Origin of the sequence: Sphingomonas sanguinis (genome assembly GCF_001476905.1) — a bacterium.
In the GTDB taxonomy this organism is placed as follows: Bacteria; Pseudomonadota; Alphaproteobacteria; order Sphingomonadales; family Sphingomonadaceae; genus Sphingomonas; species Sphingomonas sanguinis_B.
In genome coordinates, this window is record NZ_LDTE01000071.1 from 15,921 (window position 1) to 38,391 (window position 22,471).

At 61.1% G+C, this 22,471-nt stretch carries 24 protein-coding genes and 1 pseudogene; 6 read left to right on the forward strand and 19 right to left on the reverse strand.

The features are described 5' to 3' along the window. The first annotated feature begins 16 nt into the window (after positions 1 to 16). Together SB4_RS11645 and SB4_RS11650 are read left to right on the forward strand one after the other, a co-directional pair. On the forward strand, positions 17 to 523 hold the full coding sequence (locus SB4_RS11645) for a MarR family winged helix-turn-helix transcriptional regulator (RefSeq protein WP_058752697.1): 507 nt from the start codon (positions 17 to 19) through the stop codon (positions 521 to 523). A gap of 420 nt (positions 524 to 943) precedes the next feature. Beyond that, positions 944 to 2,230 (forward strand): MFS transporter, encoded by a 1,287-nt coding sequence (locus SB4_RS11650; protein WP_206598003.1) that lies wholly within the window; start codon positions 944 to 946, stop codon positions 2,228 to 2,230. 80 nt (positions 2,231 to 2,310) lie between these two features. Here the strand turns inward: SB4_RS11650 and SB4_RS11655 are convergent, their stop codons facing one another. Continuing rightward, positions 2,311 to 2,913 carry a TetR/AcrR family transcriptional regulator gene (locus tag SB4_RS11655; protein ID WP_058752699.1) on the reverse strand — a complete coding sequence of 201 codons (603 nt, stop codon included), beginning with the start codon at positions 2,911 to 2,913 and terminating at the stop codon, positions 2,311 to 2,313. 119 nt (positions 2,914 to 3,032) lie between these two features. Here SB4_RS11655 and SB4_RS11660 point away from each other — a divergent pair, with 119 nt between their 5' ends. Next, positions 3,033 to 4,496 (forward strand): MFS transporter, encoded by a 1,464-nt coding sequence (locus SB4_RS11660; protein WP_058752700.1) that lies wholly within the window; start codon positions 3,033 to 3,035, stop codon positions 4,494 to 4,496. Positions 4,497 to 4,510: 14 nt separating this feature from the next. Here SB4_RS11660 and SB4_RS11665 read toward each other — a convergent pair whose 3' ends face one another. Then, the gene (locus tag SB4_RS11665) at positions 4,511 to 5,113 is read right to left on the reverse strand and encodes a TetR/AcrR family transcriptional regulator (RefSeq protein WP_082670136.1); all 603 of its coding nucleotides are present in this window, start codon (positions 5,111 to 5,113) and stop codon (positions 4,511 to 4,513) included. A 101-nt stretch (positions 5,114 to 5,214) separates the two neighbouring features. On the opposite strand from SB4_RS11665, the gene SB4_RS11670 reads away from it, so the two are divergent. Beyond that, positions 5,215 to 6,432: an MFS transporter gene (locus SB4_RS11670; RefSeq protein ID WP_058752701.1), complete on the forward strand. Its 1,218-nt coding sequence runs from the start codon at positions 5,215 to 5,217 to the stop codon at positions 6,430 to 6,432. Here SB4_RS11670 and SB4_RS18980 read toward each other — a convergent pair. The 4 genes and pseudogenes from SB4_RS18980 to SB4_RS20650 all read right to left on the reverse strand — a co-directional run. Then, positions 6,394 to 6,582: pseudogene (locus SB4_RS18980) on the reverse strand (DDE-type integrase/transposase/recombinase); the annotation flags it as partial. The gene SB4_RS11670 and the pseudogene SB4_RS18980 overlap by 39 nt on opposite strands. 68 nt (positions 6,583 to 6,650) lie before the next feature. Next, a complete protein-coding gene (locus SB4_RS11675; protein WP_058752702.1) occupies positions 6,651 to 7,955 on the reverse strand; it encodes a type II toxin-antitoxin system HipA family toxin in 1,305 nt (434 codons plus the stop codon). Further along, the gene (locus SB4_RS18985) at positions 7,952 to 8,314 is read right to left on the reverse strand and encodes a helix-turn-helix domain-containing protein (RefSeq protein WP_082670139.1); all 363 of its coding nucleotides are present in this window, start codon (positions 8,312 to 8,314) and stop codon (positions 7,952 to 7,954) included. Before SB4_RS18985 ends, SB4_RS11675 begins: the two co-directional genes overlap by 4 nt. Positions 8,315 to 8,476: 162 nt before the next feature. After that, positions 8,477 to 8,908, reverse strand: a complete 432-nt coding sequence (locus SB4_RS20650) for a DUF2274 domain-containing protein (protein ID WP_058752704.1) — start codon at positions 8,906 to 8,908, stop codon at positions 8,477 to 8,479. A 104-nt stretch (positions 8,909 to 9,012) separates the two neighbouring features. Here SB4_RS20650 and SB4_RS19615 point away from each other — a divergent pair, with 104 nt between their 5' ends. After that, on the forward strand, positions 9,013 to 9,141 hold the full coding sequence (locus tag SB4_RS19615) for a hypothetical protein (RefSeq protein WP_206598004.1): 129 nt from the start codon (positions 9,013 to 9,015) through the stop codon (positions 9,139 to 9,141). Positions 9,142 to 9,178: 37 nt separating this feature from the next. Here SB4_RS19615 and SB4_RS11690 read toward each other — a convergent pair whose 3' ends face one another. The 6 genes from SB4_RS11690 to SB4_RS11715 form a co-directional block, all read right to left on the reverse strand. Continuing rightward, positions 9,179 to 10,012, reverse strand: coding sequence for an FRG domain-containing protein (locus SB4_RS11690; RefSeq protein ID WP_058752705.1), 834 nt, complete (start codon positions 10,010 to 10,012; stop codon positions 9,179 to 9,181). Between the two features lie 63 nt (positions 10,013 to 10,075). After that, positions 10,076 to 10,696, reverse strand: a complete 621-nt coding sequence (locus tag SB4_RS11695; protein WP_058752706.1) for a hypothetical protein — start codon at positions 10,694 to 10,696, stop codon at positions 10,076 to 10,078. Positions 10,697 to 10,708: 12 nt separating this feature from the next. Continuing rightward, the gene (locus tag SB4_RS11700) at positions 10,709 to 11,191 is read right to left on the reverse strand and encodes a hypothetical protein (RefSeq protein WP_058752707.1); all 483 of its coding nucleotides are present in this window, start codon (positions 11,189 to 11,191) and stop codon (positions 10,709 to 10,711) included. Next, entirely contained in the window at positions 11,188 to 12,081 is an 894-nt protein-coding gene (locus SB4_RS11705; protein WP_153006192.1) for a hypothetical protein, read from the reverse strand. The genes SB4_RS11700 and SB4_RS11705 overlap by 4 nt, the downstream gene beginning before the upstream one ends. After that, entirely contained in the window at positions 12,063 to 13,025 is a 963-nt protein-coding gene (locus tag SB4_RS11710; RefSeq protein ID WP_241488599.1) for an MvdC/MvdD family ATP grasp protein, read from the reverse strand. The genes SB4_RS11705 and SB4_RS11710 overlap by 19 nt, the downstream gene beginning before the upstream one ends. Further along, positions 13,022 to 13,477: a hypothetical protein gene (locus SB4_RS11715; RefSeq protein WP_241488600.1), complete on the reverse strand. Its 456-nt coding sequence runs from the start codon at positions 13,475 to 13,477 to the stop codon at positions 13,022 to 13,024. Before SB4_RS11715 ends, SB4_RS11710 begins: the two co-directional genes overlap by 4 nt. Positions 13,478 to 14,268: 791 nt before the next feature. Here SB4_RS11715 and SB4_RS20200 point away from each other — a divergent pair. After that, entirely contained in the window at positions 14,269 to 14,547 is a 279-nt protein-coding gene (locus SB4_RS20200; RefSeq protein ID WP_206598005.1) for an SDR family NAD(P)-dependent oxidoreductase, read from the forward strand. On the opposite strand, the gene SB4_RS11720 is transcribed toward SB4_RS20200, so the two are convergent. The 7 genes from SB4_RS11720 to SB4_RS11750 all read right to left on the reverse strand — a co-directional run bounded on the left by SB4_RS11720 (position 14,538) and on the right by SB4_RS11750 (position 22,394). Beyond that, positions 14,538 to 15,608 (reverse strand): hypothetical protein, encoded by a 1,071-nt coding sequence (locus SB4_RS11720; RefSeq protein WP_058752709.1) that lies wholly within the window; start codon positions 15,606 to 15,608, stop codon positions 14,538 to 14,540. The two genes, SB4_RS20200 and SB4_RS11720, sit on opposite strands and share 10 nt — an antisense overlap. 46 nt (positions 15,609 to 15,654) lie before the next feature. After that, positions 15,655 to 18,279: an AAA family ATPase gene (locus SB4_RS11725; protein ID WP_058752710.1), complete on the reverse strand. Its 2,625-nt coding sequence runs from the start codon at positions 18,277 to 18,279 to the stop codon at positions 15,655 to 15,657. Between the two features lie 59 nt (positions 18,280 to 18,338). Next, positions 18,339 to 19,463 (reverse strand): hypothetical protein, encoded by a 1,125-nt coding sequence (locus tag SB4_RS11730; protein WP_058752711.1) that lies wholly within the window; start codon positions 19,461 to 19,463, stop codon positions 18,339 to 18,341. Beyond that, positions 19,460 to 20,707 (reverse strand): type II toxin-antitoxin system HipA family toxin, encoded by a 1,248-nt coding sequence (locus SB4_RS11735; protein ID WP_058752712.1) that lies wholly within the window; start codon positions 20,705 to 20,707, stop codon positions 19,460 to 19,462. Before SB4_RS11735 ends, SB4_RS11730 begins: the two co-directional genes overlap by 4 nt. After that, positions 20,700 to 20,993 carry a helix-turn-helix domain-containing protein gene (locus tag SB4_RS11740; RefSeq protein WP_478212457.1) on the reverse strand — a complete coding sequence of 98 codons (294 nt, stop codon included), beginning with the start codon at positions 20,991 to 20,993 and terminating at the stop codon, positions 20,700 to 20,702. The genes SB4_RS11735 and SB4_RS11740 overlap by 8 nt, the downstream gene beginning before the upstream one ends. Positions 20,994 to 21,230: 237 nt before the next feature. Further along, positions 21,231 to 22,064 carry a hypothetical protein gene (locus tag SB4_RS11745; RefSeq protein WP_058752714.1) on the reverse strand — a complete coding sequence of 278 codons (834 nt, stop codon included), beginning with the start codon at positions 22,062 to 22,064 and terminating at the stop codon, positions 21,231 to 21,233. 66 nt (positions 22,065 to 22,130) lie between these two features. Further along, positions 22,131 to 22,394: a CsgG/HfaB family protein gene (locus SB4_RS11750; protein WP_420893890.1), complete on the reverse strand. Its 264-nt coding sequence runs from the start codon at positions 22,392 to 22,394 to the stop codon at positions 22,131 to 22,133. Positions 22,395 to 22,471 lie beyond the last annotated feature (77 nt).

Genomic DNA, 22,471 nt, shown 5'->3' on the forward strand with positions numbered 1-22,471 from the left:
CAGCTAGGATGCAGGAATGCCCACCGTCGATTTTGTCCGCTCGCTCGGACCCGCGTTCCTCCCGCACATGCTCCGCCGCCTGTCCGATCTGATGGTCGATGGCGGAATGGAATGGGCGAAACTCGACCCCCGGCTACCGCCCTTGAGAACCCATTCCACGATGTTCGCCCTCGACGGCCGAGGAGAGTTGGCGGTCACGGAACTGGCGGCGCTGATCCGGCAATCGCATCCCCACGCATTACAGTGGGTCAAGGCGTTGGAGAAGCTCGGCTTGGTCGCGCGGCATCGCGATCCGCAGGACGCCCGCAGAACGATGTTACGCCTGACCGAAAAGGGGATCGCGAATATGCCGGCGATCCACCACGCCAGATCGATCCATGAGAAAGTGGTCCGCCGGTTATGTACAGAGCTCGACGACGACATGTGGGAACGATTGAGACAATTGGAGGCGCTGCTCGAAGACCGGTCCTATGTGGATCGAATGACCGACTTGGCTGACCATATCGGGAAAAACGAACAATGACGACGCGACCAGTATCCGGCCGTCGTCTTGTGGCGCTTATCGCGACGATCGCCGCTTCTACGACCGCTCCTGCAAACTCCAGCATGGCTTCCCACGCGGTCGGCGGCATCGCCACGTTACCCGCGGCGCCGGTCGATCCAGCCGCGCCCAGCGCGGCATATTCACCGGTTCCGATCGAAACACGCGTGTCAGACGGTCCTGGCGACGGCGACGCCAGCTTGGCCAGGACGCTTATCGACCGCTCCAGTGCCGCGACCTCTCCGGCAGACCTGACCACCCTCTACTTGCTCCAGATCGCGGCCGGTCGTTCCGACGATGCCAAACGCACGATCGAGCGATTGCAACGCTTCTACCGGCCTGAACGACCGCAGAGGGCGAATGCACTCGCTCCCTGGCAGATCTACGTACAAGCCCGATGTGATGAAACGTGCGTTTGACACATTCTACGGCAGTCTGCCAGACGAGCAGATTGCCGACATATTACCCCAATACAGCGGCAATCTTGACCGCCTGCAGGCAAAATATGACGCAGAATCGAAAGCCTGCGCTGGTCACCGATTGCGCGACTGCACGACTGCCTCCGCCGTCGTTGCGGCCCGTCAGGCGCTGCTCGCATGGCAGTGGCTGGCGCCAGCCTCCGCACCCTTGATCCGTGCCGACGCAGAACGGCGTTTCATTATTGACGATCGTCTCCTGATCCCGACACCCGACGGCGCACAGATCGCCGCGATGACAGTGCGCCCACGCGACGCGGTGGGGACCAAGCGGGTGGCGCTGTTGAACTTCACGATCTACGCCAACGATGCCTGGGGCTTCTCCGCGCATTATGGTCTCACGCTCATGGCTCGCTTCATCGCGGGCATGGCGGCCGGCGTCGTATGGGGCCTTGTCGCAGGCTATGCGCGGCGTCTCGCGCCGCCGCATCTGCAAGGCCGCGCGATGGCGATCGTCGGCGTCGGCCAGCCCATTGCCCTGTCGCTCGGCGTACCGCTCGGTGCGTGGCTCGGGGGCCTGTCCGACTGGCGGCTCGTATTCTGGATCATGTCGGGCGTCGCCTTGATATTGCTTGGCTGGATTCGACTGGGTGTTCCCAATTTCCCAGGACAGGCGCAGCACCAACGTCTTCCGGTCGGTCGGGTCTTCACCGTTCGCGGTGTCCGCCCGGTGCTGCTCGTGCTCTTCGCCTGGATTCTCGCGCACAATATCCTCTACACCTATATCGCGCCCTTCCTCCGCTCTACGGACGCCAGCTTGCAGGTGGATATGATCCTGCTCGTCTTTGGCGTGGCATCCGTCGTCGGCATTTGGGGAACCGGCCTGCTGGTCGATCATCGTTTGCGCTACGTCACACTGTTCAGCCTCGCAGCGTTCGCTGGTGCGACGGCGCTGCTGGCAGTCTCCCACGGCTCTCCCCTGATGGTGTTGGCGGGCGTGACCATCTGGGGCCTGACCTTCGGTGGCGCACCGACCTTACTGCAAACGGCACTGGCGGATTGCGCCGGGGACCATGCGGACGTTGCGCAGTCCATCCTCGTCACCGTCTTCAACCTCGCCGTCGCGGGCGGCGGCCTGACGGGCGGGCTGGTCATGGATAAGATCGGCGCGTCCTTGTTGCCGTGGATCGTGCTGCCTCTCATCCTCCTTGCCCTGACGACGGCGTGGCAAGCCGAAAGCCATGGTTTCCGCGTGGGACGGCGGGTGGCATGACAAAAGGATGCGACAGCGGCCATCGGCGGCATCGTCATTCTCTGGATACAACGCCTATCGGCAGACAGGCGCACCCCGCATCACGCCCCGCTCCGCTCGATCAGCCCCGATACGGTCCGCCGAAGCTCGGCCTTCGCCTCGTCCGGCGTGATGTCACCCGTCGCCGCAGCTTTCGACAAGGCCTCGGCGGCGCCGAGCATAGCCCACAGTCCAGCAGCCGCGATTGTGCCGCCCGCGAGGAACGGCATGAGTGCGGCCCGGCATTTCTCCATGAAGGCAGTAAGATAGGCGCGTTTTCTGGCTGCCAGTTCCGGCGAGCCGGCCAGCGCCGCCAGCACATCGGGTATCTCTCGTCCCTGCGCCAGCACGCAATCGACATAGGACGAGGCGATCACCTCCGCCGTCGTCGAAAGCGTCGCCGCGCGCGCGGCCAGCGCCGCATCCATGACGGCGGTCTGGCGCTGGTCGAACGCTTCATAAAGCGCGACCAGCAGACCCTCGCGCGTTCCGAAATGGTCATAGACCACCGGCTTGGTAACGCCGGCCTGTTCCGCCAGATGACCGAGCGTCAGCGCGTCCGTGCCTTCTTCGCGGATGATCAGCCACGAAACCTCGAGAAGCTGGTTGAGCCGATCCTCTCGGGTGAGACGCTGGCGGCGTGGGGCAGGTGGGCGGATTGACATCTTTATATACCGATGGTAACTTACCAAAAGTATATAACAGCGCAGACCGATATGCAATCCGCCGGGTGACTCCCGCGCGGCGAGGACCGTTCTGCGCCCCCTGCTCAAGGATGCGCCCGATGACCGACACCACCGTTCAGACGTCCCGCCGCACCGCGTGGCTGGGTTTCGTCACCGTTCTGGCTCTCGTGCTTCTCGTCGCGATGGACGGTTCCGTGCTCTACCTCGCCATGCCGCACATCACCGCTGCGATCAGACCGACGCCAGATGAATCTCTTTGGATTCTCGATGTCTACGGCTTTGTTGTCGGCTCGCTGCTGATCACCTTCGGGAACATCGGAGATTGCTACGGACGGTTGAAGCTCGTCATCGCGGGTGCGATCTTGTTTGGTCTTGGCTCGCTTGGCGCGGCCTTCTCATCAACGCCTACAATGCTGATCGCCTGCCGGGCGCTGATGGGCTTTGGAGGTGCGACGCTTCTGCCATCCGGCCTCGCCATCGTCAGCGCGCTGTTCTCCGATCCGCGCGAGCGCGCTCAAGCGATTGGCATCTTCGCCGCCACCTTCGCAGCCGGTTTCGCTATCGGGCCAGTCGTAGGTGGTCTGCTGCTCCAATACTTCGACTGGGGCGTGGTGTTTCTCATCAACGTTCCGATCGTCATCGGTTTCCTGATCGGAGCGCCCGCATTCCTAAGTGACGTGCGCACCGCAAACACCGGCCGGATTGATGCGCCGAGCCTAGTTCTCTCCTTCGCCGGCATCCTGATGTTTATCTGGTCGGTAAAGGCGGCGGCGGCCTATGGTATCGACATCCGGCAGATGGTGGTCGGCGGCATCGGTCTTGCGGCGCTTGTCTTGTTCATTCACCGGCAGCGAAGGATCGACGATCCACTGCTCGACCTCAGCTTGTTCCGCGACCGGGTCTTCTCCATTGCGATCCTCACGGGCCTGCTGTCGCTGGTCGTCTGGTCGGCCACGGGTTATCTGTCGGGCGTTTACCTGCAGTCGGTGCTCGGTCATCAGGTCCTCATCGCAGCGCTGCTGACGCTGCCCGGCGCGATAGTCCTCACCGGCACCTGCGTCCTGACTAGCCGGATCGTCGAGCGCATCGGCCGCAAGGCGGCCTTGGTAGCGATCCATCTGCTGATCGGCGCAGGCGTTCTACTACTTCTGATGACCGATATGGCGGACGGCGCAACTGCCATCATCGCATCGACGATCGTCGCTGGTGTCGGCTATGGCCTGTCGTTCAGTCTTGTCGCAGAAGTCGCGGTGTCTGCCGTTCCGGCCGAGCGAGCCGGTGCGGCGGGGTCGATCGCCGAGACGAGCAACGAACTCGGCAATGCGCTCGGCATTTCGTTGCTCGGATCGGTCGCCGCGATCTGCTTTCGCCTTTTCGGGCCGGGCGTCGCGGGTACTTTGGGCGAAACGTTGCAGCGCCCAGGCCTTTCGCAGGAAATGGCTCTCCAGGCGAAGCAGGCATTCCTTACGGGGTTACATGCTGCGGCTGGTATTGCGGGCGCGATCACGCTCTTGGTCGGGATCTTCGCTTGGCTCTGGCTACCGCGGAGGCTGCCAGAGTGAATGCGCCAACTCAATCAGAATCCGACCGTAGAAATTGGCGCCGTAGCGGGTTCGATCAGCGCCGTCAGTTGCTCCCTCGTGGCCCCATCTCGTGCCTGAAACGAAATGGCCTGCAAGATCCCATGATAAAACGCGGTCAGACGCTCCACGTCAGTATCGGCAGCGAGTTCGCCGTCCTCAATCGCGCGCAAGAGACGCGCACGGATCAGGTCGTGCGTTTTGCGCCGAGCTTCGCGGAGGCGCTTGCGAGCTGACTCGTTCTCGGGTTGGCAATTGACGACGCCGAGGATCAGGAAACAGCCGCCCGGCTGCGACGACAGCGCCACGGTGATGCTGCCTTCCAACATGCCGCGGATCGCAGCCGCAATCGTACCGGCCTCTTCCAAGGCCCGCATCGGCGGCGTGGCGACGGTGGCGATATAGAGGTCAACCGCTTCCAGAAACGCCGCTTCCTTCGACCCGAAGGCTGCATAGAAACTCGGCGGGGTAATCCCGACAGCGGCCAACAGGTCGGTAAGCTGGGCACCTTCGTAACCCTTTTGCCAGAACACCTGCATCATGCGCGCAAGCGCCTGATCACGATCGAAACTGCGGGGGCGTCCTCGGGCTGCGGCCATGCCAACTCTTTCTGTATCAGGAATTATATAAATCCGTTGACCCTATCTGGCAAGCAGGTTAGCCATTTCTGTAGCGATATTTATAAAAGGCTAGTTCCATCATGACGTCAGCGTCGCCCTCGCTTCCGCCATCCGGTCCCGCTGAGGAGGGAGCTATTCCCGCCGCGGTCTATCTGCTCGCTGTGGCGATCTTCGCCGTGACCACCTCTGAGTTCATGGTCGCCGGCCTGATGCCGACGCTGGCTGAGGCTTTCTCGGTGACGACAGGTGAGATCGGCTATCTCATCTCCTATTTCGCGCTCGGCATGGCGCTCGGTGGTCCATTGGCTACGGCAGCGCTGCTGGCCTTCAGGATACCCAATAAGCCGGCCTTACTTCTTATGCTCGGGCTGTTTCTTGTTGGCAGTGTGCTCGCTGCCGCAGCGGCCAATTACAGCATGATGGCGTTGGCGCGGATCACGCAGGGCGTGTCGAGCGCCGCCTGCTTCGGGATCGCGATGACGATCTGCGCCGAATTGGTGCGGCCGGAACTGCGCGGGCGCGCCGTTTCTTTCGTTCTGGCAGGGCTGATGTTGTCGCCCGTCATCGGGGTGCCGCTTATGGCGCTCATCAGTCAGCACTTCGGGTGGCAAGCGGCCTTCTGGGTCATCGTGGCCCTGGCGGCATTGTGCATGATGATCGTCTCTGTCGGCGTTCCCACGGTGCGAGGCGGTGCTGCCGTTAATCTCGCCTCCAGTCTCGCCGAACTCGTGAACGGCAGGCTTTGGGGAGCCTATACGACCAGCGCGCTCATTATCGGCGCGACCTTCGCTGCGTTCAGTTACTTCTCACCGATTTTTACCCGACTTGGCGGCTTTTCCTCAACGGCAATTCCCATTTTGCTCGCTGCCTATGGCGTGGCGAATATCGTCGGCAACCTCATCATCGGCCGTCTGGCGGATCGCTTCACCATTCCTGTCCTCATCTGGGGTCTCGTGGTGTTGGCAGGAGCACTAGCCCTGTTTGCGATAGGCGCGACCGATCGCATCCTCAGCGTGGCCGCATTCCTCCTCATCGGACTGACTGGCGTCTCGCTCAATCCCGCGATGGTATCGCGTGTAATGCGCTCGGCGCATCCGGGGCCTCTGGTCAATTCCCTGCACGCCTCGATGATCACGGCCGGTCTTGCCTTTGGGACCTGGGGTGGCGGATATGCAATGGAAGCCGGATACGGATTGCGGGCACCTCTCTGGGTTGGATTCGCCCTAGCCCTACTTGGTCTCGTCAGCCTCATCCCCGGCCATCTTCGATCTGCCACGCTCGGCGATCAGAGCGGTTAATTCGCGCACGACCCGCCGCCCCGAAATCGAGGTATCCACCACCGCCCGGAGGCACTCGCGCGTGACGTCGTCGACGATATTGAGCACGCGGAACCGTCGGCCGGTGACGAGCTGGTCGTGCACGAAGTCCAGGCTCCAGCGCTGGTTGGGAGCGAATTAAGAAATTCGCCGTGAAACACCAGATCGAAACAAACAGCGTTCCGCCAGCCCGCTGGGATCTACACGATGATCTCTCTTCGCATAGCGCGATGGATCGCGGCGGCAGCCCCCTCCGCAACACCAGCTTGCTCCGCGTAGGACATCCAGTCGTCGACATGCGCGTGGATGTCCCGGACGATGGCCTCGGCCTTTTTCGGCTTGAACCCGCAGAAGATGCCGAATTCGATCAGGTCGGACAACGCAAAGCCGTCACGCTTTCCGTTGAGGCTCATCTGGTGCTGATGGGTCCAGCTTCCGTCCGGATTATAGGCATAGCTGACGTCGTAGGCGGGCGATAGCCGCCACTCGCCCTTCCGGTTCATCAGGAAGGCGATGTTCTTGACGTGATCGTCCTGGTTCCGGATCAGGACGTTGAACACAGCCCGGCGAAACTGCTGCTCGATGTCATGGGCCGGCAGGCCGAGCAGCCGGATGGTTTCGACGGCCTGTTCGTAGGAATAGGCACCGGCTGCATTGAAATCATAATGGCGAAGGGCGGCAAGCGACTGCATGTGCAGTTTCTGGCCGCTGGCGCTGCGGTCGAACCGCTGCGTCATGAAATGCGCGCGGCCACCTTCGTGATGGACACGGCATTCACTCATGTCGATGCCGGCGGCGAGGGCGAGGAGGTAGAAGCCGTATTCGATCAGGCCAAATCCTTGCGGGTCCGCCAGTTCCTTGTCCCGATTGTTGGAGATACCGTCGAATTTCATGAGCCAGTAGGTAAACCCCTCCCCCGCCTTGACCTGACCGGAGCGGAACTCGCCGGTGTCGCGGTTCCAGGCCAGGATGGCCTTGGCGCGCGCGCCGCCGGCAGAAGTCCCGACACGGAGGATTTCCTCAAGTGTTTCGCGGTCGTCATCGCCCTTCAGGACACCGGTCAGCCTCTCGCGATTGTTGAGGACATCGTTAGCGAGCTTCGTCAGCGCGTCGATCTCAAGGTGGCGTGACGTCCTCGCGGCCTTCAGGATCGTCGGATGAAACTCGAGCGCACCCATGCCGCGCGTCCCGATATAGCAAAGGCGCTCGACCGGATTGAAACTGCTGGCCGGTCGACCCTGTGCGGCAAGCCATGTGTCGATTAGGGCATTGCCGAATTTGTCCGGCAGAGAGTCTGCTAGCATTCCCGGAAGCCCTTTGAACGCGTCGCGCGGCAGACCGGGAAACTCATAAGGATCGGGACTGAGCGGCATCATGACCGGAGCCAGCTTAATGCCGCTGTCGACAAACTCAGGCATGAACTGAAACACACCGACGCCGCGATCGGCGAGCCAGCTCACGGCACCGATGTCCTTGCCCCAAAGCCGCACGGTCGCGTCGGTCATTCATCATCCTCTTCACCCCAGGCCCAATCGGTCGCCTTGAGGATTGTGTTACGTTGCCGGGCACGCTGACGCTCGTGCCCCTCGCGCCGAACCCGTTCGATCGGACGGACATCGGGGTCGGGCAGTGCAGCGGACAAACGGTTGCCCATATTAAGCGCGATCAGCACCCTGACGAGCGTATCCAGCGAGGTATTTTCACCCGCTTCGAGCCGCTTGATACTCCGTACCGAAGCGCCTGCTTCCTGCGCCAGACTCGCCTGAGTCAGATTCCTGCCAAGCCTGATCCGGGCAAGCCGTGTACCGAGATCATGCAGCTCAGCTGCAACTGTTCCAGCCTGATTTTTCTCATTAAGGGCCATATACAACACCTTCAAGCCACCAACGGGCTTAGAGGGCAATATATGGCCTTTCGATCATTGCTTCAACATGAAACTGTATACGAGCCATATATGGCCTTCTAACCCGAATATGGAAGACAAGAGTCCCTATATGGCCCCTTATTATCGGTGCCCTCCATCCCGTCACGGTAACGACTGGGGCTTTTCTATCCGTTCTGATCGGCGTGCGGTCCATTGGTCCAGCACAAAGCGAAAGCAATCTAAAACGATCGATGACGATTGCGAACCGATCGTAGCTAATGCCACCTCGCTCCGATAACCCGACGACAGATAGAAAAGCCGCCATGCCGGGGGCTGGCATAGCGGCTTCCTCGGTCGCAGCCGGTAGCGTTCGACCGGCCACGTCGAGCCCGTTCTTAACGCGCCGCCTCGGATGGCCCGGAAGCGCTCCAGCATGGGAACGATCAGGCGGATGGGATCGGCGGCAGGCTGTCCCGCCTCGCGGGCGAGGATCTCGGCATAAGCGGTCAGATCGGGATGCAGGCCGGCGGGCAGTTCCATCGTGACCTTGACCGGCTTGTCATCGACGATCGGGCCGAGCTTGAGCTTGCTCATGGCGTGGCTCCGTAGGGTTCGAGGACAAGATCGCGCGTGACCAGCACGCGGACGGGGAAGCCGGGGCGAATCCGAAGCGCGGTAACGGCATCCTCAACAACGAGATGTATGTCGGCAAGCTGATCTGGAACCGCCAGCGTTTCCTCAAAGACCCGGACACCGGCAAGCGCCAGGCACGGATGAACGCGGAATCGGAATGGATCACGCAGGACGTGCCCGAACTGCGCATGTGAGTGAGCGATCTCACCGGAGGCAGCAATCCATCCGAAATCACGTCATAGGATCGACGGGCACGACCTCACCTGCCCCCCGGTTTGGACCCGCACTATAGTAGCGGGTCAGAAATCTCGCCGTGCCATCTAAGCCGGGGAAGAGCATTCTCTCGCTCACATTGTCTTGGTCGAGCTTATCGCGGAGCTCCCACTTGATTTCTGCGGGTATGATTATGCGCTTCACTAGATCCTTGTTCTCGGGCCTTAGAATGTAGGTTTTCAGATCAAGTTCCGGCCCAGGCATCATCGATAGGACCGCTCCTTGGTTGATTATACGGCTATCAAGGGAGGGAGGTTCAAAGAAGAGAACAAATTCCTTGTTTGACTCAATGGCGTCGAAATCGGTAATCGACTTGTATTTATTTAACATTTCAACTGAGAAAACGAATGCATCCTCGTTGGTTAGGATGGTGGCAAGAGTTGATGGAAGCACACGTCGCGCATTGGCGACGTCAACGCACCAAATGGCTCCATCCACATCGAAATGATTCTCGTTAGATAATGCAAAATGTGATGCCACTCTGGGAGATGTCGTCCAATCTAGCACCCGAGTGGGTAAGCCATGATGTTGAGCGATTGCAAGTTGAAAAAGCAGCGCATCCGATGCAACTTCGCCGGGGCCAGCGTACTTTAGAAAATTACGGAGCAGCGGCCGTTCGATTGCCGCAGCATGGTTCCCCATTCTTTGCAGGCTGGTTTCAAGGCCCCAGCACTTGTCGCCCACACCGCGGAAAACAAAGTTTGATCGATATCGCCCATGCTCCGTGAGCGCGATATCGTAAAGCATATCTTGGAATTCGCTGTAATTGGCCGGTTTTAAATCGATGTCCATCTTGCTCTCTGAAGCCTAAAACAGTGTAGATTGGCGGCCTTGTGCCGCGCAATGGAATCATGATCAGTCGGTTATAGCGTCGAATAGGCTAGCCTTCGTCACCGTGCCAAACAGCCCGCTCAGTTCAGGCTCCTTCGACTTGACCCTCCGGAAGTCCTCAAGTGTGCGCTTATCGACGAACAACACGTCGGTGTAAGCCGCCAACACGGCAAGGTGCTGGTCGTGGACATCGCTGCCCGGCCGAATGCGACGCTCTTGGCCGTGGCGCTTCAGTGCATTGGCGACGCGCCAACTCGGGAGGCTCTCCATGCTTATCCGCTTCAGGCGCTCGAAGGGAATCCCGATCTTCTCGGCTACGACGTTCAAGTGCGACCTGAACATACCCAGTTCGGACAGCTCTGCTATGGTGCACTCGTCCCGTATCTCGTGCTCGTCGATCCCTTGTTTGCCGTATTTGTCGACGAGGAGCTGGCGGACCGTCACGTCCACCGCTGGCATTTCCTGCATGACGCGCAAAGCGAACTCGTTCGCCATCTCTAGCGCCTCGGCATCGCTCCGGCGCGGATCGGCCGCCTTGGCCCGCGTGAAGGCTTTACGGTGCATGATGGCAATGACGTTCTCTCGGTCCGCAGGCGCGCGGATTTCCTGCTTGCACAGCTGTCCAACCGTCTGGCTCTCGTCCATCGATCGCATACCTTAGAGTGCCGACACCATCCCGATGTGCTGGCGCCTTTCCCTCATGATCGGACGCGCGACATCCCATACCCAACTGTCCTCTCCGATGGCGGCGAGGCCGGTTCCGGTCGTAAGCAGACGGGATCGTACCTGGTCTCGCACCTCCGCCATGGTCCGGCAGCCGGAATCGTAAGCGATCGCCTCGGCGGCAAGTATGTCGATGATCCCGCCCAAGCTCCGCTCGCCTGGCATCCGCATCCATGCCATCAGCGGAAGCGACTGAAGAAACGCCACCCGCGCGCTGGCGTTCGCCGCGTCATCTACGACGAGCAACTCCTCTAAATGATGCCACGATAGGAACGGGACGCGCCCCTGATCAATCAGACGCTTGTGCAGGTCTCGAGCCACCTGCCACTTGGGTGATGTCGGATTAATCGCGGCGTCGATCCAGTTGGCCCAGTGCGACGTGTCGGGCGCGACGATCGCAGGCTTCAGTAGGGTCATGGCTCTGTGGCGCGACTCTGAGGTACAGGAGCGAACTGGAGACCTGGAGCGGTTCCAACAGCCGCATCAGGCTTCGGACAGGCCTGCGTCTGCGGGGTATCCGCGCGTGACGCTTCCGATCGTTCGTCAGCCAAGACAGTGCGGGTGGTTCTCCCGCCGGACAGACACACAGGCTGAGCGTTCACACATTTCGGATCGGACTGAACGCCGGCCGCGGGCGTCTGAACGACAACCTTCGTCACTGGCTTCTCCTGCTCCGCGCTGCGGAAGCCCATCGCGTAGAACAGGGGGTCAAGCAGCAGGAGTAATATGAATATCCCGAACGCTCGGAGCAGGTGCTCGTGAGTAACGAGGATGCGTGTGACCTTCTCGTTGACCACGGCCCGCGAGTTACGCGTTGCGAGCAGGGTACCGCGGGTTAGCTTGCGGAGGGGAGTTGGCGTCCGCCACGCAGCCACGATCTCGGATTCACCGACCTTCTGAAAGCCTCGGACTTGCAGAGTTTTGAAGGCGTTGAATCCGGCTCCAGCAACGTAGACCGTCGCCAGCGCCAATACGAAGAGCCGCGCCCCGTCCGGAGCCGGCCCCGCCTTCTTCTCCCAGTTCGCCGCCTGCAGCGTGATGATGACCGGAACCAGTGCTGCCAGTACCGCGAGGTAGGTTGTTGCCTTGCCCTCAGCCGTACGGACCCGCTCCATTTCGGCGGCCGCCACTTTCTGCGCCTCGTCGAGCGCCCTTTCGTCAGCTAAATCCCAGACTGCCGCTCGGATTGCAGCCTGGTCCTCCTCGAGCCGCTTCGCCTCTGCGGTTTTCTGGGAGGAAGTGAGCGGTTCGATATATGGGAAAACCCAGCTTCCGAATCGATGCAAGTTCATGAAGAGCCACCGCAAAGGGCATCCACAATCGCAGCCGTGACCGGAGCGCCCGTCCGCTGCTCGATCCAAGCCCACTGCCCGTTCGGGTTGGCTTCCAGGAACCAGAAGCGGCCATCTTTATCCTCTACAAGATCAATCGCGGCGAACCGCAGGCCGAGATCGCGGGCAACCAAGATACAGGCCGAAGCCACCTCGATCGGCAGCTCCGTAATTTCGTGATCAAGATCCTTGCGGACGCCCTTCCGCCAGTCCACCTGCGTCTCGCCATGGACTTGGGACAATATCCGGGTCGCAAACACTTGATCGTCCACCACGAGCACCCGGATATCCGACCGCTTCGGCACTTCGCGCTGCATGATCATCGGCTCACGCCGGAAGGCGTCCGCGTCCTCCACCTCAAGCGAATTCACCCGACTGGTGAAGACGACGCTACCCACTTCGCCTTCGTTGATGAGCGCGTGCCGGAGCGGCTTCGCAACCATCGCCCCATCCGCTAGGAAGGCACGCGCCATCTCGAAAGCATTGGTGACAAGTGTCCCGGGGATTTGCAATCCCACCCGCCGGGCGGTGGCGAGCTGCCTCGGCTTGTCCTCGGCGCGGAGGATGGAAAATGGCGAATTCAGCCATCTGCCCTCAAGAGCGTTCCAGAGACTTCTGAGTATGGCCGACCACTCTGCAACGACATACTCTGCAACGGCATTGCTTCCACCGCCTTCGATACTGCCCGGCCGGCGATAATAGGCACCCGTCACATCCGAGATGGAAAGCTCGCCGCACGGTCCTGTAAGCGTGAGGTTTGCGGGGTCGCCATCAATCATCGCGATCTCGTGTTGAGGCAGGTCCTCCGTGTTCAGGCGACAGAAGCGCAAGCCGCGTCGACGCATTTCCATAACGACGTAGTCCGTCGTGACGTCGCGCTTATTTGTTACGAGGAGGATCAGTCCGGAACGCACGCTCACCAGTACGGCGCCATCGCTTCGTCGTCCCGCTCCTGTTGAACGTCGGTCTTCGTCTGAAGCTCGGGCAAGCACAGGGAGGCGTCCTCGTCGTCAGCCTCCTGCCGAACCCGCGTCCCGGTGCTGGTTTCCAACGCCCCGAAGCGCGACGGATCATCGTCATCCACCTCAACCTGCGTCATGGTTTTGCTCTGCGTTGCGACCAGCGCGCCCCCAGCGATCTCGATAATCGGTACAGGACCGTCCTCACTGTCCACGACCCAAACGCCAAGCTCGGGCGAATAGTGGCCCGGCATCTCAGCATCGGCGGACCTAGGCGTAACGAAGCGCAGCAGAAATGGGTCGGCGGGCGCGATCGGAGAATGAATGGTCATGAGCATCGATCCTGTAGGATTGTCGTCCATCATGAACATATAGAGGAAATTCAAAATGAGAGGAAGCTCTCCGATCGTCATTCCGCATGTAAAACCATCAGCTCCAAATGTGAAATACTGACAAATTGCAGCACACGACCACGAGCCAAATCGTGAATTACCGCCTTTTCTGAACCGGCGGATCAAACCTGAGAGGCGAGCTCAGGCCATGCCCTGACAATAAGCTCCGAAAACCACGGGGAAACCGGAACCTGTCCTTCCTACCGATATGCGCTTGAGAAAATTGTTCAACATCAAGAACTGAGATTAACGGAAATCCCGCGTTTTCACCTTGATGGTGTCGAGGTGCAGGTCCCGGATATAGATGTCCCTCGTTCCGAGCCCCTTAGGTGACTCGCTGCGAGGATCTGGTGTCGGCGGGCCGTGATGGAACTCGTCGCCGCGTCCATGCGGCAAGGGAAACGCACCGCCGCGCTCACCGACACCGGCTAGTTCCGCGGAAAGATCGGTCAGGCGCTGCGCGACAAGATGAATGCCCGCAGATGCGGCTCGGCCCAGGATGGGAAGCGTAGTTTGCCACCAACCATCTCGGGCATTTCGCCCTGACGAACCTGCTCTGGCCACTGCTGGAAGGCGGCGCGCGCGTCGTCTCCGTCTCGTCGGCCGGGCATCACGCCTCGCCGATCCGCTGGGACGACCTGCAATTTGAGAACGGCTATGACAAATGGCTCGCCTATGGCCAGTCGAAGACGGCGAATGCGCTATTCGCGGTCCACCTCGATCATCTCGGCCGTGATCATGCCATTCGCGCCTTCTCACTCCATCCCGGCAAGATTTTCACGCCGCTCCAACGGCACCTGACGCAAACCGAGATGACTGCCGAAGGTTGGCTCGACGCAAAGGGCAATCCTGTCGATCCGACTTTCAAGACACCAGAACAAGGGGCTGCAACGCAGGTATGGGCGGCTACATCATCCCAACTCGATGGGCTTGGCGGCCTCTATTGCGAGGATTGTGACGTCGCGGTTCGGGCGGAGACGGCAGACGAACCGTTCGTCGGGGTCAAAGCCTATGCCACCGATCCCGATGCCGCAGAGAGGCTCTGGAACCTGTCCTCGAAGCTAGTGCAGATCGGATGGGATCATTCATAGGGAAGTTCCCCGAACAAGCCGATCATGAGGTCGCCGTCATAAAGCGAGAATGGGATCTCAACATAGTTGTCCGGGTGACGCGGCAAAGCGCGACCGTCATTCGGGCCATTTTTCGTATGACCGCGGACCTGTTCGCCATTCTCTTTAATATAGGGAAGCACAACCAGTCGACCGTGATTGGTGGACAGGATCGTACCTTCCTTCCAAATCGTGGCGGCTTCAGAATCTCGGGTCGATGACGTTGCCTTGACCTGCCAGCCAATGCCGCCCTCCGGTTCGTACCAAAAAACGATGCCATTGGAGACGAGGACATGCTCACCCCGCGCCAAGGCTTCGGCGAGAAGGCGTTGAACACTCACCAATTGGAGCAGTTGGTTCGCGCGTGGCAGAAGTATCTGCCTGATCCGCGCCTTGGTCTTTCCCCAATGGGCGGTCGCGCTCAGGTCGAAGCCATTGGCGATCTTCGCCCGTTCCGCCGTCAACGCCGCTTTTTCTCCGGCGCGATACGGCTTGGACCAGACTCCCTCATGGCCTAGGAAGACGAGGGAATAGGTCCAGTGGCTATTGGAACGCCCAACCTTGGCCACGCGAAGATACGGCATTTCCGCTAGTTGTTCGGCGAGATCCTGGCGGTAGCGCTCGGACTCCGGCGCAATCTTCAGGCTGGCGGCGTCGGGCCGCTCATCCTCTGCATGCCGACGGTGGGCTTCGCGCAACATCAGCCCTTCTTCCTCCAGAAGGCGCTGCTTGGCCTGGACGGCTTTGTCGATCTTGAGCTCAAGCGATTGCTTGAAGGCGGCCTCCAAGGGGCGGGCGGCGAACTCTTCCCGCAGGATAGGATTGAGCGCCAGAGCAGCTGCGATCGCCGTCTCGCGATCGGGATAATGATCCGACCGGACGCTGTCGTTATCGCCGGGAATCATCCGGTCGCGCCACAGCGGCGGCAAAAGCCCTCTTTCGATCAATTCCTGCATGAACCAGCGCTCGTGAAGGGGACGATAGTAGGGCCAGACCGCCAGAACAGTGTCACCCGCGCGCTTGAGTTCCGACCATTTCAGCATGGTGACGCGCCTTCGACGAGGGGGTACGCAACGTGGGGGCGCTTCCTCATGCGGCTTTCTCCTGCCGCTGGCGGATGTCGATGATCCACGTCTCCAGCGCCTCGATTTCTGCCTGGATGATTGCTGGAGCTGGCAGACGCTGATTGATTTCGCCGGGCTGGCTGTGCAGCAGCGCCGAGCATCGCCCGAACGCCTCGCGCATGACGGTGCAATGTGTATTCTCGATAACGGTGAGCTTGATGAGGCCCGTTGTATCCACCTTTCGAGACAGGCGGCGCAGAACGGGGCCAACAACCTCTTCCACCGCGCACTCCCATGTCGTGCGCAACTGATCCTGGAAGGACGTTACCTCACGCAGCCACTTGGCCTGATCGCCGCGTTCGTGATGGAGCTTAACGTTGCCGAGATGCGCTTTCATGCCTTCGAGCACCTTGTCGAGCGGCATGACGTTGGCGGGAGGATCTTGATGACAGAAACCGGAATTCTCACTTCCTCGGCTGATGAGGCGATAGCTCACAGGCGTCGCCGCGCGATCCTTGGTCGCGCGGCACGCTTCTTCCAGCAGTAACAGGAACGCCATGTCATGCGTGAAGACGATGACCTGACGGGTCTGACCGGCTTCGGCGAGGCGCGCCGCAACCCGATCACGATGCAGATGATCGAGCGACGACACCGGATCGTCGAACACGATCGCCGATTGCGCATCGATCGTCGAAAGCTCGGCGAGGAACGCGGCGAGCGCAACACAGCGATGCTCGCCTTCACTCAGCACCTTGCCGACCGGCTCGGTCGGTTTGTTGATGAGCCGAACCTGAAAGAACGGCACCCCGGCGCTCGTCTTGGCCTGCTGGAGTTCGATGGCGAGTCCGGCGACGCCGAGCTTATCGACCTCAACGGCGAACCGTCCGCGCAGCCGATTAGTGACGAGTGCCTGCGCAATCCGGGCGCTCTGGGTAGTGATCTTGTTGGTTGTCGTGTCCTTGCTCGCCTTTTCGAGCGCCTCGATGCTTTTGAGACGTGCGATCTGGGCGGTGACGTCGGTCTGCACGACACCCAGCCATTTACGATCGGCAAGCCCGTCGCGTTCGGCGATGAGGGCCTTTCGCTGCGGTGAGTTGGCCTCGGATCGTAAGCCGTCCATCCGCGTCGTCAGGCCAGCTAGGGCCGTTCGCAAAGGCTCAAGCGACACGGTGCTGACAGGTGGGAGAGCCGGCTGGCTTTCGAGACTGTGCGATTTCACGATGGCGCGCAGGCGCCAGGCGAAGACAAGAATTTCCCGCCGAACGGACGCTGCAAGTTCGTACTGCCCGAGATCGTCGCGGATCAGGGTGATGATGGCCGGAAGTGCCCGCATCGCGATGGCGCAAGTGGCGATATCGTCAAGCGCGTCGGAATAGGCAGTTTGCGCTTCTTCCTCGCGGCGCTTGCTTTCGTTTTGAACAAAGGCCTCGAAGCTGCTCAGGCGCTCTGCGGCTTCTTCGCTGAGCGGCTGTTGGCAAAGGACGCAGTGGGCACCGGCTTCGACTACAGGGAAAGTTCTGTCAGAATAGGCTGACACGCGGGAGTAGTTTCGGGCCGCTTCCCAAAGCGACTTCCACACATCCGAACCGATGTCGGGCAAGGGTTCGTCGGCGAACAGATTGGCCGACGCGGCTGCTGAAGCCCTGCGCGCCGTACCGAGACGCGCATGAAGATCATGGAGCCTCGTCCGGGTTTCTTCGGTCGCGATCGCGGCCAGGCGCGCGATCTGGTCGATGGCGGTGTTGAGGCGGGCTTCATGCCCCTGGAGCTGGCGCACCATGCGCGACGGATCGCTGGCGAGATCGGTAACGAGGGTTTGGAGCCGGGCGTCTTCTTCGACGCTGAGGCCGGCAAGCTTTTCGACGGCTTCGGCTTGGGTCCTGCCAGAGAGCGTGGCAAGCAGTTTCCCGACATCGGTGTGCGGCTGGCAGTCGGGCGTCGAGAGAATGGCCGGCGTCTGGTCTTGCAGGGCCTTGATCTCGGCGGCCAGTTTGGCCTTCACATCCTGGCAGGCCTGTGCGAGACCGGCTAGGATGCGCAACGGCAGGGGCGTGTAGGCTAGATCGTTGGTGTTCTCGACATGGACGTTGGCGGTGCGCGAGTCGAAGACACCGACAGCCGACAGCATCGCGTCGGCCGCTGCCCCCTGTGTCCATGAGGTGTTGCGCTTCTGACCGCCGATATAGAACTCAATACTGGCGGCCGGTGTGCCGGCGGTGGTGGCGTAGATGTTGGGCAGGATGGCGTCGCCCTTGGGCGAGCGCGCGCGGCAGAGTTGCTTGAGGACGCGAGCATAGCCCGATTTTCCGGCGCCATTGTCGCCATAGATTACGGTAAGTCCGGTCTTGCCGAACGATAGTCGTTCTCCGGGGGCCAGAGCATTGACGTTCGACAGGCTGTGAAGCGCGCCAAGGGTGACGACGGCATGGCTGGCGGCAGGATCTCGAACATGGGTCGCATCGAGCGGCTGGCCCTGTTCAACGGCTTTGCAGATCGCGACCAACGACGTCACGTCGGTCGGTTCCAACTTGGGTTGGCTACATAGGCGCCGCAAGGCGTCGCGTTGCCAGGCAGGGATGTCCGCCGACCATTTGAGAATATCGGCAAGCGCCGCCGCTTCGTTGGAAAGATCGCTATCCTTGGCGTCCACAGTGCCACCCCTTGTTGTTCTGCCGTTGTCGGCATTGTCTCCAGTTGATCATCTTGTCCTTATGCGTCGCCAATGATGTGCCGCTCTTCGCCCAACGGCACAATCCATCCGCCCGCGCGATCGGGACGGGCGAAGTCATCCGGGCGAACCGGTTGGACCAGCCGTGCCCGTATCACCTGGGGTTCGGCATCGATGGCGGCCCGGATCAGGTCGCGTTCGACGCCGACGAACACCGGTCTCAGATTGAGGCGCGCGAGCGCCTCTTGTTCGTCAGGCGTCACACCGGCATCGGCCAATGGCCCGGCACGGGTGACGATCCCTCCGACCAGCCCATCGAAGGCCGCGGCCTTGTCCAGTTCCCCTACCGGGGCTGAATCGAGCGCCGCTCGGGCAAGATCCTGATCGCTTTGAAGCCGACGGGCAAATGGCTGTTCGGTCAGACGGTAAAGCGCATCTGCAAGTCTGACATGACCCAGCGGTCGAATGAGATTGGCGATGTGCAGCCGGAGCATGCCTATAAAGAGCGCGTCCTTCTCTTGCGGCTCGATCGGCTCGCCTTCGTCCAACGGGTCTTTGACCGAGAGGTGAGCATCGGCAGGGCCAGCGCTTGCCATGCCCCATCGCGTGGCGATGGCGATGCGTTTGACCGTGACCTTGCGGCCGTTGGCAGTCACGTCGATACGGCCTGCTTGCGCCCAGGCGCGGGCGAGCGCCTTCGCCGGTCCGCCAGGATCGTGGCAGCCTTTGGCCTCGGCAACCGTGAGGGACGTCAAATCGGATGCGCAGGCAATCCAGTCGGGCAGGTCGCCGCGTGACAGCCGTTTGATCTTGACCTTTTTCCTTCGATCGAGATCGATCGTGTGGCTGCCAAGATGGGCAAAAATCGAAAGATTGAAGTAGCGCTCCAGATAGGCACGGGCGACGAAGCGCCCGAAGAGACCCGACAGGGCAACCTTCACTTCGCGCGCCTGACCAAGCGGTTCGCGGAAGATGAACGGCGTTCCCGCACCGGTCGGGCATAGGAGCCCGTCGAGAATTGACCAGGCACCATAAGCAGCGCCGGGAGTTTGGAGCACCTCGCGTATTCCGGCGTCCTCGATATCGGCCACGTCGAGTGCGACCGTCGCGCCGGTGACGGGGCTGGCGGAGGCCGGATCGAAGCTATGGAGGAAGGTTCTCGTCATAGGGCCAGCGCCCGCGTCAGGTCGTCATGCTCAAAAGCGCTCGCCATGCGATTGATCTCGGCAGACCGCGCGCCGGCCGCTTTGGCGGTCTCGCGCCAGGTCGCCGTTACGATCGCGACGTCTTTGATGACGGCGCGGGCTTGCGCCAGCGTCAGCGCGAAATATTCCGATGCCGCCTCCAACAGATCGAGCGAGCAGGTGCCTTCGTCGAGATCGATGTTGGTCGTCAGCACCCGTTCCTTGAGGTCGGTGGGCACCGGGTTGAGGTCATAGGCGGGAGACAGCGACCATCCTGCTTTTCCGAGCCATAGAAAGCCGTGATTGCGCAGATGATCGTCCACATTTGAGATCAGCACATTAAAGACGACGCGACGATAGAGCACCTGTGCGTCGGTTTTGCCCTGCGCACCATGTTCGGCCAGGGCATCGACGATCTCGGGATAGCTGCCGCGCTCACCATCTTTCGCCCCCATCATGGCCATTGCCGACAGGAAGGGAATGCGGACAGCGCCATCGCGGTCGAAGCGACGCGACAGCATGACTTTTTTGCCTGCGACATCGATGAGCTCGTGCTGCGGCGTGGCGATACCGGCTTGTCGGGCCAGCCTTAGGGCGATCTCCTCCCATGTCTCAATGCTGTAATCGTCGGTCTCCTTCGGAAATTTGGCGATGGAGAGATGGCCGTGCTGGTCGATGACCGAGGCCTTTGGCCGCGCGCCGCCTAGCGAGGACCCTGGCGCGAAAATGAGTTGGAGATCCTCGTCGGTTTCTTCGTCGCGCAGGATGCGTTCGGTGATCTGGAGCAGTCGGCCGAGTTCGATGAGAGCGGGTACGCCGGCGCGGATAGGCGCCTGGAATTGCTCTTCGCCAACCCAACGGAAGCGAAGCGCGCCGAGCCGGGTTTCGTCGGCAACGCCGAGGAGGTAATCGCTCTCGGCAAGGGTACGGACGGCACGGCCATCGCGTCCGGCCACGCGGCGCTCGGCGCGTTGCATGAGGCGGCGGCCCCAGGTGTCCGGGGCCGAGTCGCCGATGGAGCCGAAGGTCGCGAGGCCAGCGGGCGGCGCGAAGGCGCCGCGTGTCAGGGCGAGAGCCGGTTCCAGCGAAAACCGATCCGGATCTTCGAGCCACGCACGGTCATATTCGAACAGGACGGTCTCAGCACCGCGAACGCGGTTGCTTCTTGCCAGTCCAACCGGTCGTGTTTGACCATGCAGATCGAGATGAACTTCGAAATCAGCCATCGCGCGACGATCCGGTCGAGCGTTTTGGGTGGGCGTGCTTCGGCAAGTCGGCACTGGCCAGTGATTGCCCAACGCTGTCGTTGCTAATGTCGGCGACTAAGCTCAAGCCTTCCAGCAGACCCAACGCCTGTAGCACGCCTGCATAGATGCCGATGCTGACATTGGTGTCGCCGGCTTCGATCTTCTGGAGGGTGGAGCGCGACGTGAAGGCACGTTCGGCTACGACCGCCATCGGCAGCCGTCGCCTGCGTCGCGCGTCATGGATGTCGGCGCCGAGCTTTCGCAAGGCACGCCGCACGGCGGCCGGAGGATTATGAGGTGTGGGCATTTGCTATCTTCACGCTACAGATTTCGGAAATATGTAGCACGAAGATTACAAGAACTCCAGTGATCGCCCTGCCCTATTGAACGACATTTCCAAAGAGGGAATGGGGATCGTAAAAAAGCCGCCATGCCGGGGGCTGGCATGGCGGCTTCCTCAGTCGCAGCCGGTAGCGTTCGACCGGCCACACCGAGCCCGGTCTTAGCGCGGCGCCTCGGAGGACCCGGAACCAAAGCTACCCGTTGCGGTAAGCATGTTTACCGCCTGGTTGCCGGTCCCGGTGGCGGCAAGGCCGTTGCCGGAAACAGATCCCATGGCGCCGCTGACGTCGCCGGCCATGGCCACACCGAACAGCCCGTTGACGGTCGCGGAGACGGGACCACGATTGACCTGGGCGTTGCTGACCAGGGCCGTGGACATACCGTCGACGACAGCGCGATTGAGTGCGGCGTTGCCTCGCGCGATCGACGAAGCGCTGTTGCCTTCGATGCCGATCGCCGACTGCATGGCACCGCTGCCATTAACGATGAACGCTGCGTTGGTCACCGCATCGACGACCGCCGTATTGCTCTGGCGGTTGTCGAGCAACGGTCGACCGCCAGAGCCGGTTACGGAAGACACCGACAAGGCGTTCAGGGCGCGGTTGCCATTGGCTTCCGAGGCGGCGCTGTTGCTCAGCACGTCCAGACGCGCATCCTGTACGTAAGCGTCCGAGTTGCCGACAGACATGCTGCTGTCGGCATTGGCGAAGACCTTGCCGGTGGAATGCTGCCAGCTGTTCAGAACCACATCGCCGGAGAGATCGACGGCGTCGACGGACAAGGTGTTCGATGCATCGTTCATACGCGCGAACGCCGAGTTGGCATTGTTCGACAAAGTGACACTCGATGCGCCGATGTGGCCCGGAACGGAGACGGTCATACCAGAAGTCGCGTTGACGATATTGTCCCCACGTTGATGGTTATCGAGGACGGCAAAAGGCGCTGGCTCATAATAGCCGCCACCATCGGCATGCGAGCCTTTCGCATTCAGCATATTGGCAGCGACGTTGCCGGCGATCTCCGCGGACTGGCTGTTGCGATCGAGCGTCAGCGTCGAATCTCAGGTCGCGTTGCTGCCGGTCTGAACGGTATAAAGCCCATGGGCAGCAGCGGCCATCGGTATCGGTTGGCCCTTCGCGCCGATATTGATGTCGAAGAGGTTCGAGCCGAAGAAGCGGAAGGTCCCCGCCCCGGTCTCATAGCCGGTATATTGCTTGGTCAGGCTGACGGTCTTCACGACGATCAGAGAGCGGGTATCGACGATGCGCAGATCGACGGCGACGGACTGGGTGAATGTCCTCCGCACACTCGTCGAGGATATCATCCTGACGCCCGCCGATGGTAGGATCGAGATCGACGTTCGCGGCGATCTTGCTGGAATCCTTAGGGCTGAGACTCAAT

Bases quoted from the DNA above. Each gene is read 5' to 3' on its own strand.
- SB4_RS11665 (WP_082670136.1), bottom strand. From the start codon at position 5,113: ATGGCCGCAGCCCGAGGACGCCCCCGCAGTTTCGATCGTGATCAGGCG.
- SB4_RS11745 (WP_058752714.1), bottom strand. From the start codon at position 22,064: ATGCTGAATGCGAAAGGCTCGCATGCCGATGGTGGCGGCTATTATGAG.
- SB4_RS11660 (WP_058752700.1), top strand. From the start codon at position 3,033: ATGACCGACACCACCGTTCAGACGTCCCGCCGCACCGCGTGGCTGGGT.
- SB4_RS11655 (WP_058752699.1), bottom strand. From the start codon at position 2,913: ATGTCAATCCGCCCACCTGCCCCACGCCGCCAGCGTCTCACCCGAGAG.
- SB4_RS11700 (WP_058752707.1), bottom strand. From the start codon at position 11,191: ATGACCCTACTGAAGCCTGCGATCGTCGCGCCCGACACGTCGCACTGG.
- SB4_RS20650 (WP_058752704.1), bottom strand. From the start codon at position 8,908: ATGAGCAAGCTCAAGCTCGGCCCGATCGTCGATGACAAGCCGGTCAAG.
- SB4_RS11650 (WP_206598003.1), top strand. From the start codon at position 944: ATGAAACGTGCGTTTGACACATTCTACGGCAGTCTGCCAGACGAGCAG.
- SB4_RS11670 (WP_058752701.1), top strand. From the start codon at position 5,215: ATGACGTCAGCGTCGCCCTCGCTTCCGCCATCCGGTCCCGCTGAGGAG.
- SB4_RS11735 (WP_058752712.1), bottom strand. From the start codon at position 20,707: ATGGCTGATTTCGAAGTTCATCTCGATCTGCATGGTCAAACACGACCG.
- SB4_RS11720 (WP_058752709.1), bottom strand. From the start codon at position 15,608: ATGCTGAAATGGTCGGAACTCAAGCGCGCGGGTGACACTGTTCTGGCG.
- SB4_RS11695 (WP_058752706.1), bottom strand. From the start codon at position 10,696: ATGGACGAGAGCCAGACGGTTGGACAGCTGTGCAAGCAGGAAATCCGC.
- SB4_RS11690 (WP_058752705.1), bottom strand. From the start codon at position 10,012: ATGGACATCGATTTAAAACCGGCCAATTACAGCGAATTCCAAGATATG.
- SB4_RS19615 (WP_206598004.1), top strand. From the start codon at position 9,013: ATGTATGTCGGCAAGCTGATCTGGAACCGCCAGCGTTTCCTCAAAGAC.
- SB4_RS11675 (WP_058752702.1), bottom strand. From the start codon at position 7,955: ATGACCGACGCGACCGTGCGGCTTTGGGGCAAGGACATCGGTGCCGTG.
- SB4_RS11645 (WP_058752697.1), top strand. From the start codon at position 17: ATGCCCACCGTCGATTTTGTCCGCTCGCTCGGACCCGCGTTCCTCCCG.
- SB4_RS20200 (WP_206598005.1), top strand. From the start codon at position 14,269: ATGACTGCCGAAGGTTGGCTCGACGCAAAGGGCAATCCTGTCGATCCG.
- SB4_RS11730 (WP_058752711.1), bottom strand. From the start codon at position 19,463: ATGACGAGAACCTTCCTCCATAGCTTCGATCCGGCCTCCGCCAGCCCC.
- SB4_RS18985 (WP_082670139.1), bottom strand. From the start codon at position 8,314: ATGGCCCTTAATGAGAAAAATCAGGCTGGAACAGTTGCAGCTGAGCTG.
- SB4_RS11715 (WP_241488600.1), bottom strand. From the start codon at position 13,477: ATGACGATCGGAGAGCTTCCTCTCATTTTGAATTTCCTCTATATGTTC.
- SB4_RS11750 (WP_420893890.1), bottom strand. From the start codon at position 22,394: ATGATATCCTCGACGAGTGTGCGGAGGACATTCACCCAGTCCGTCGCC.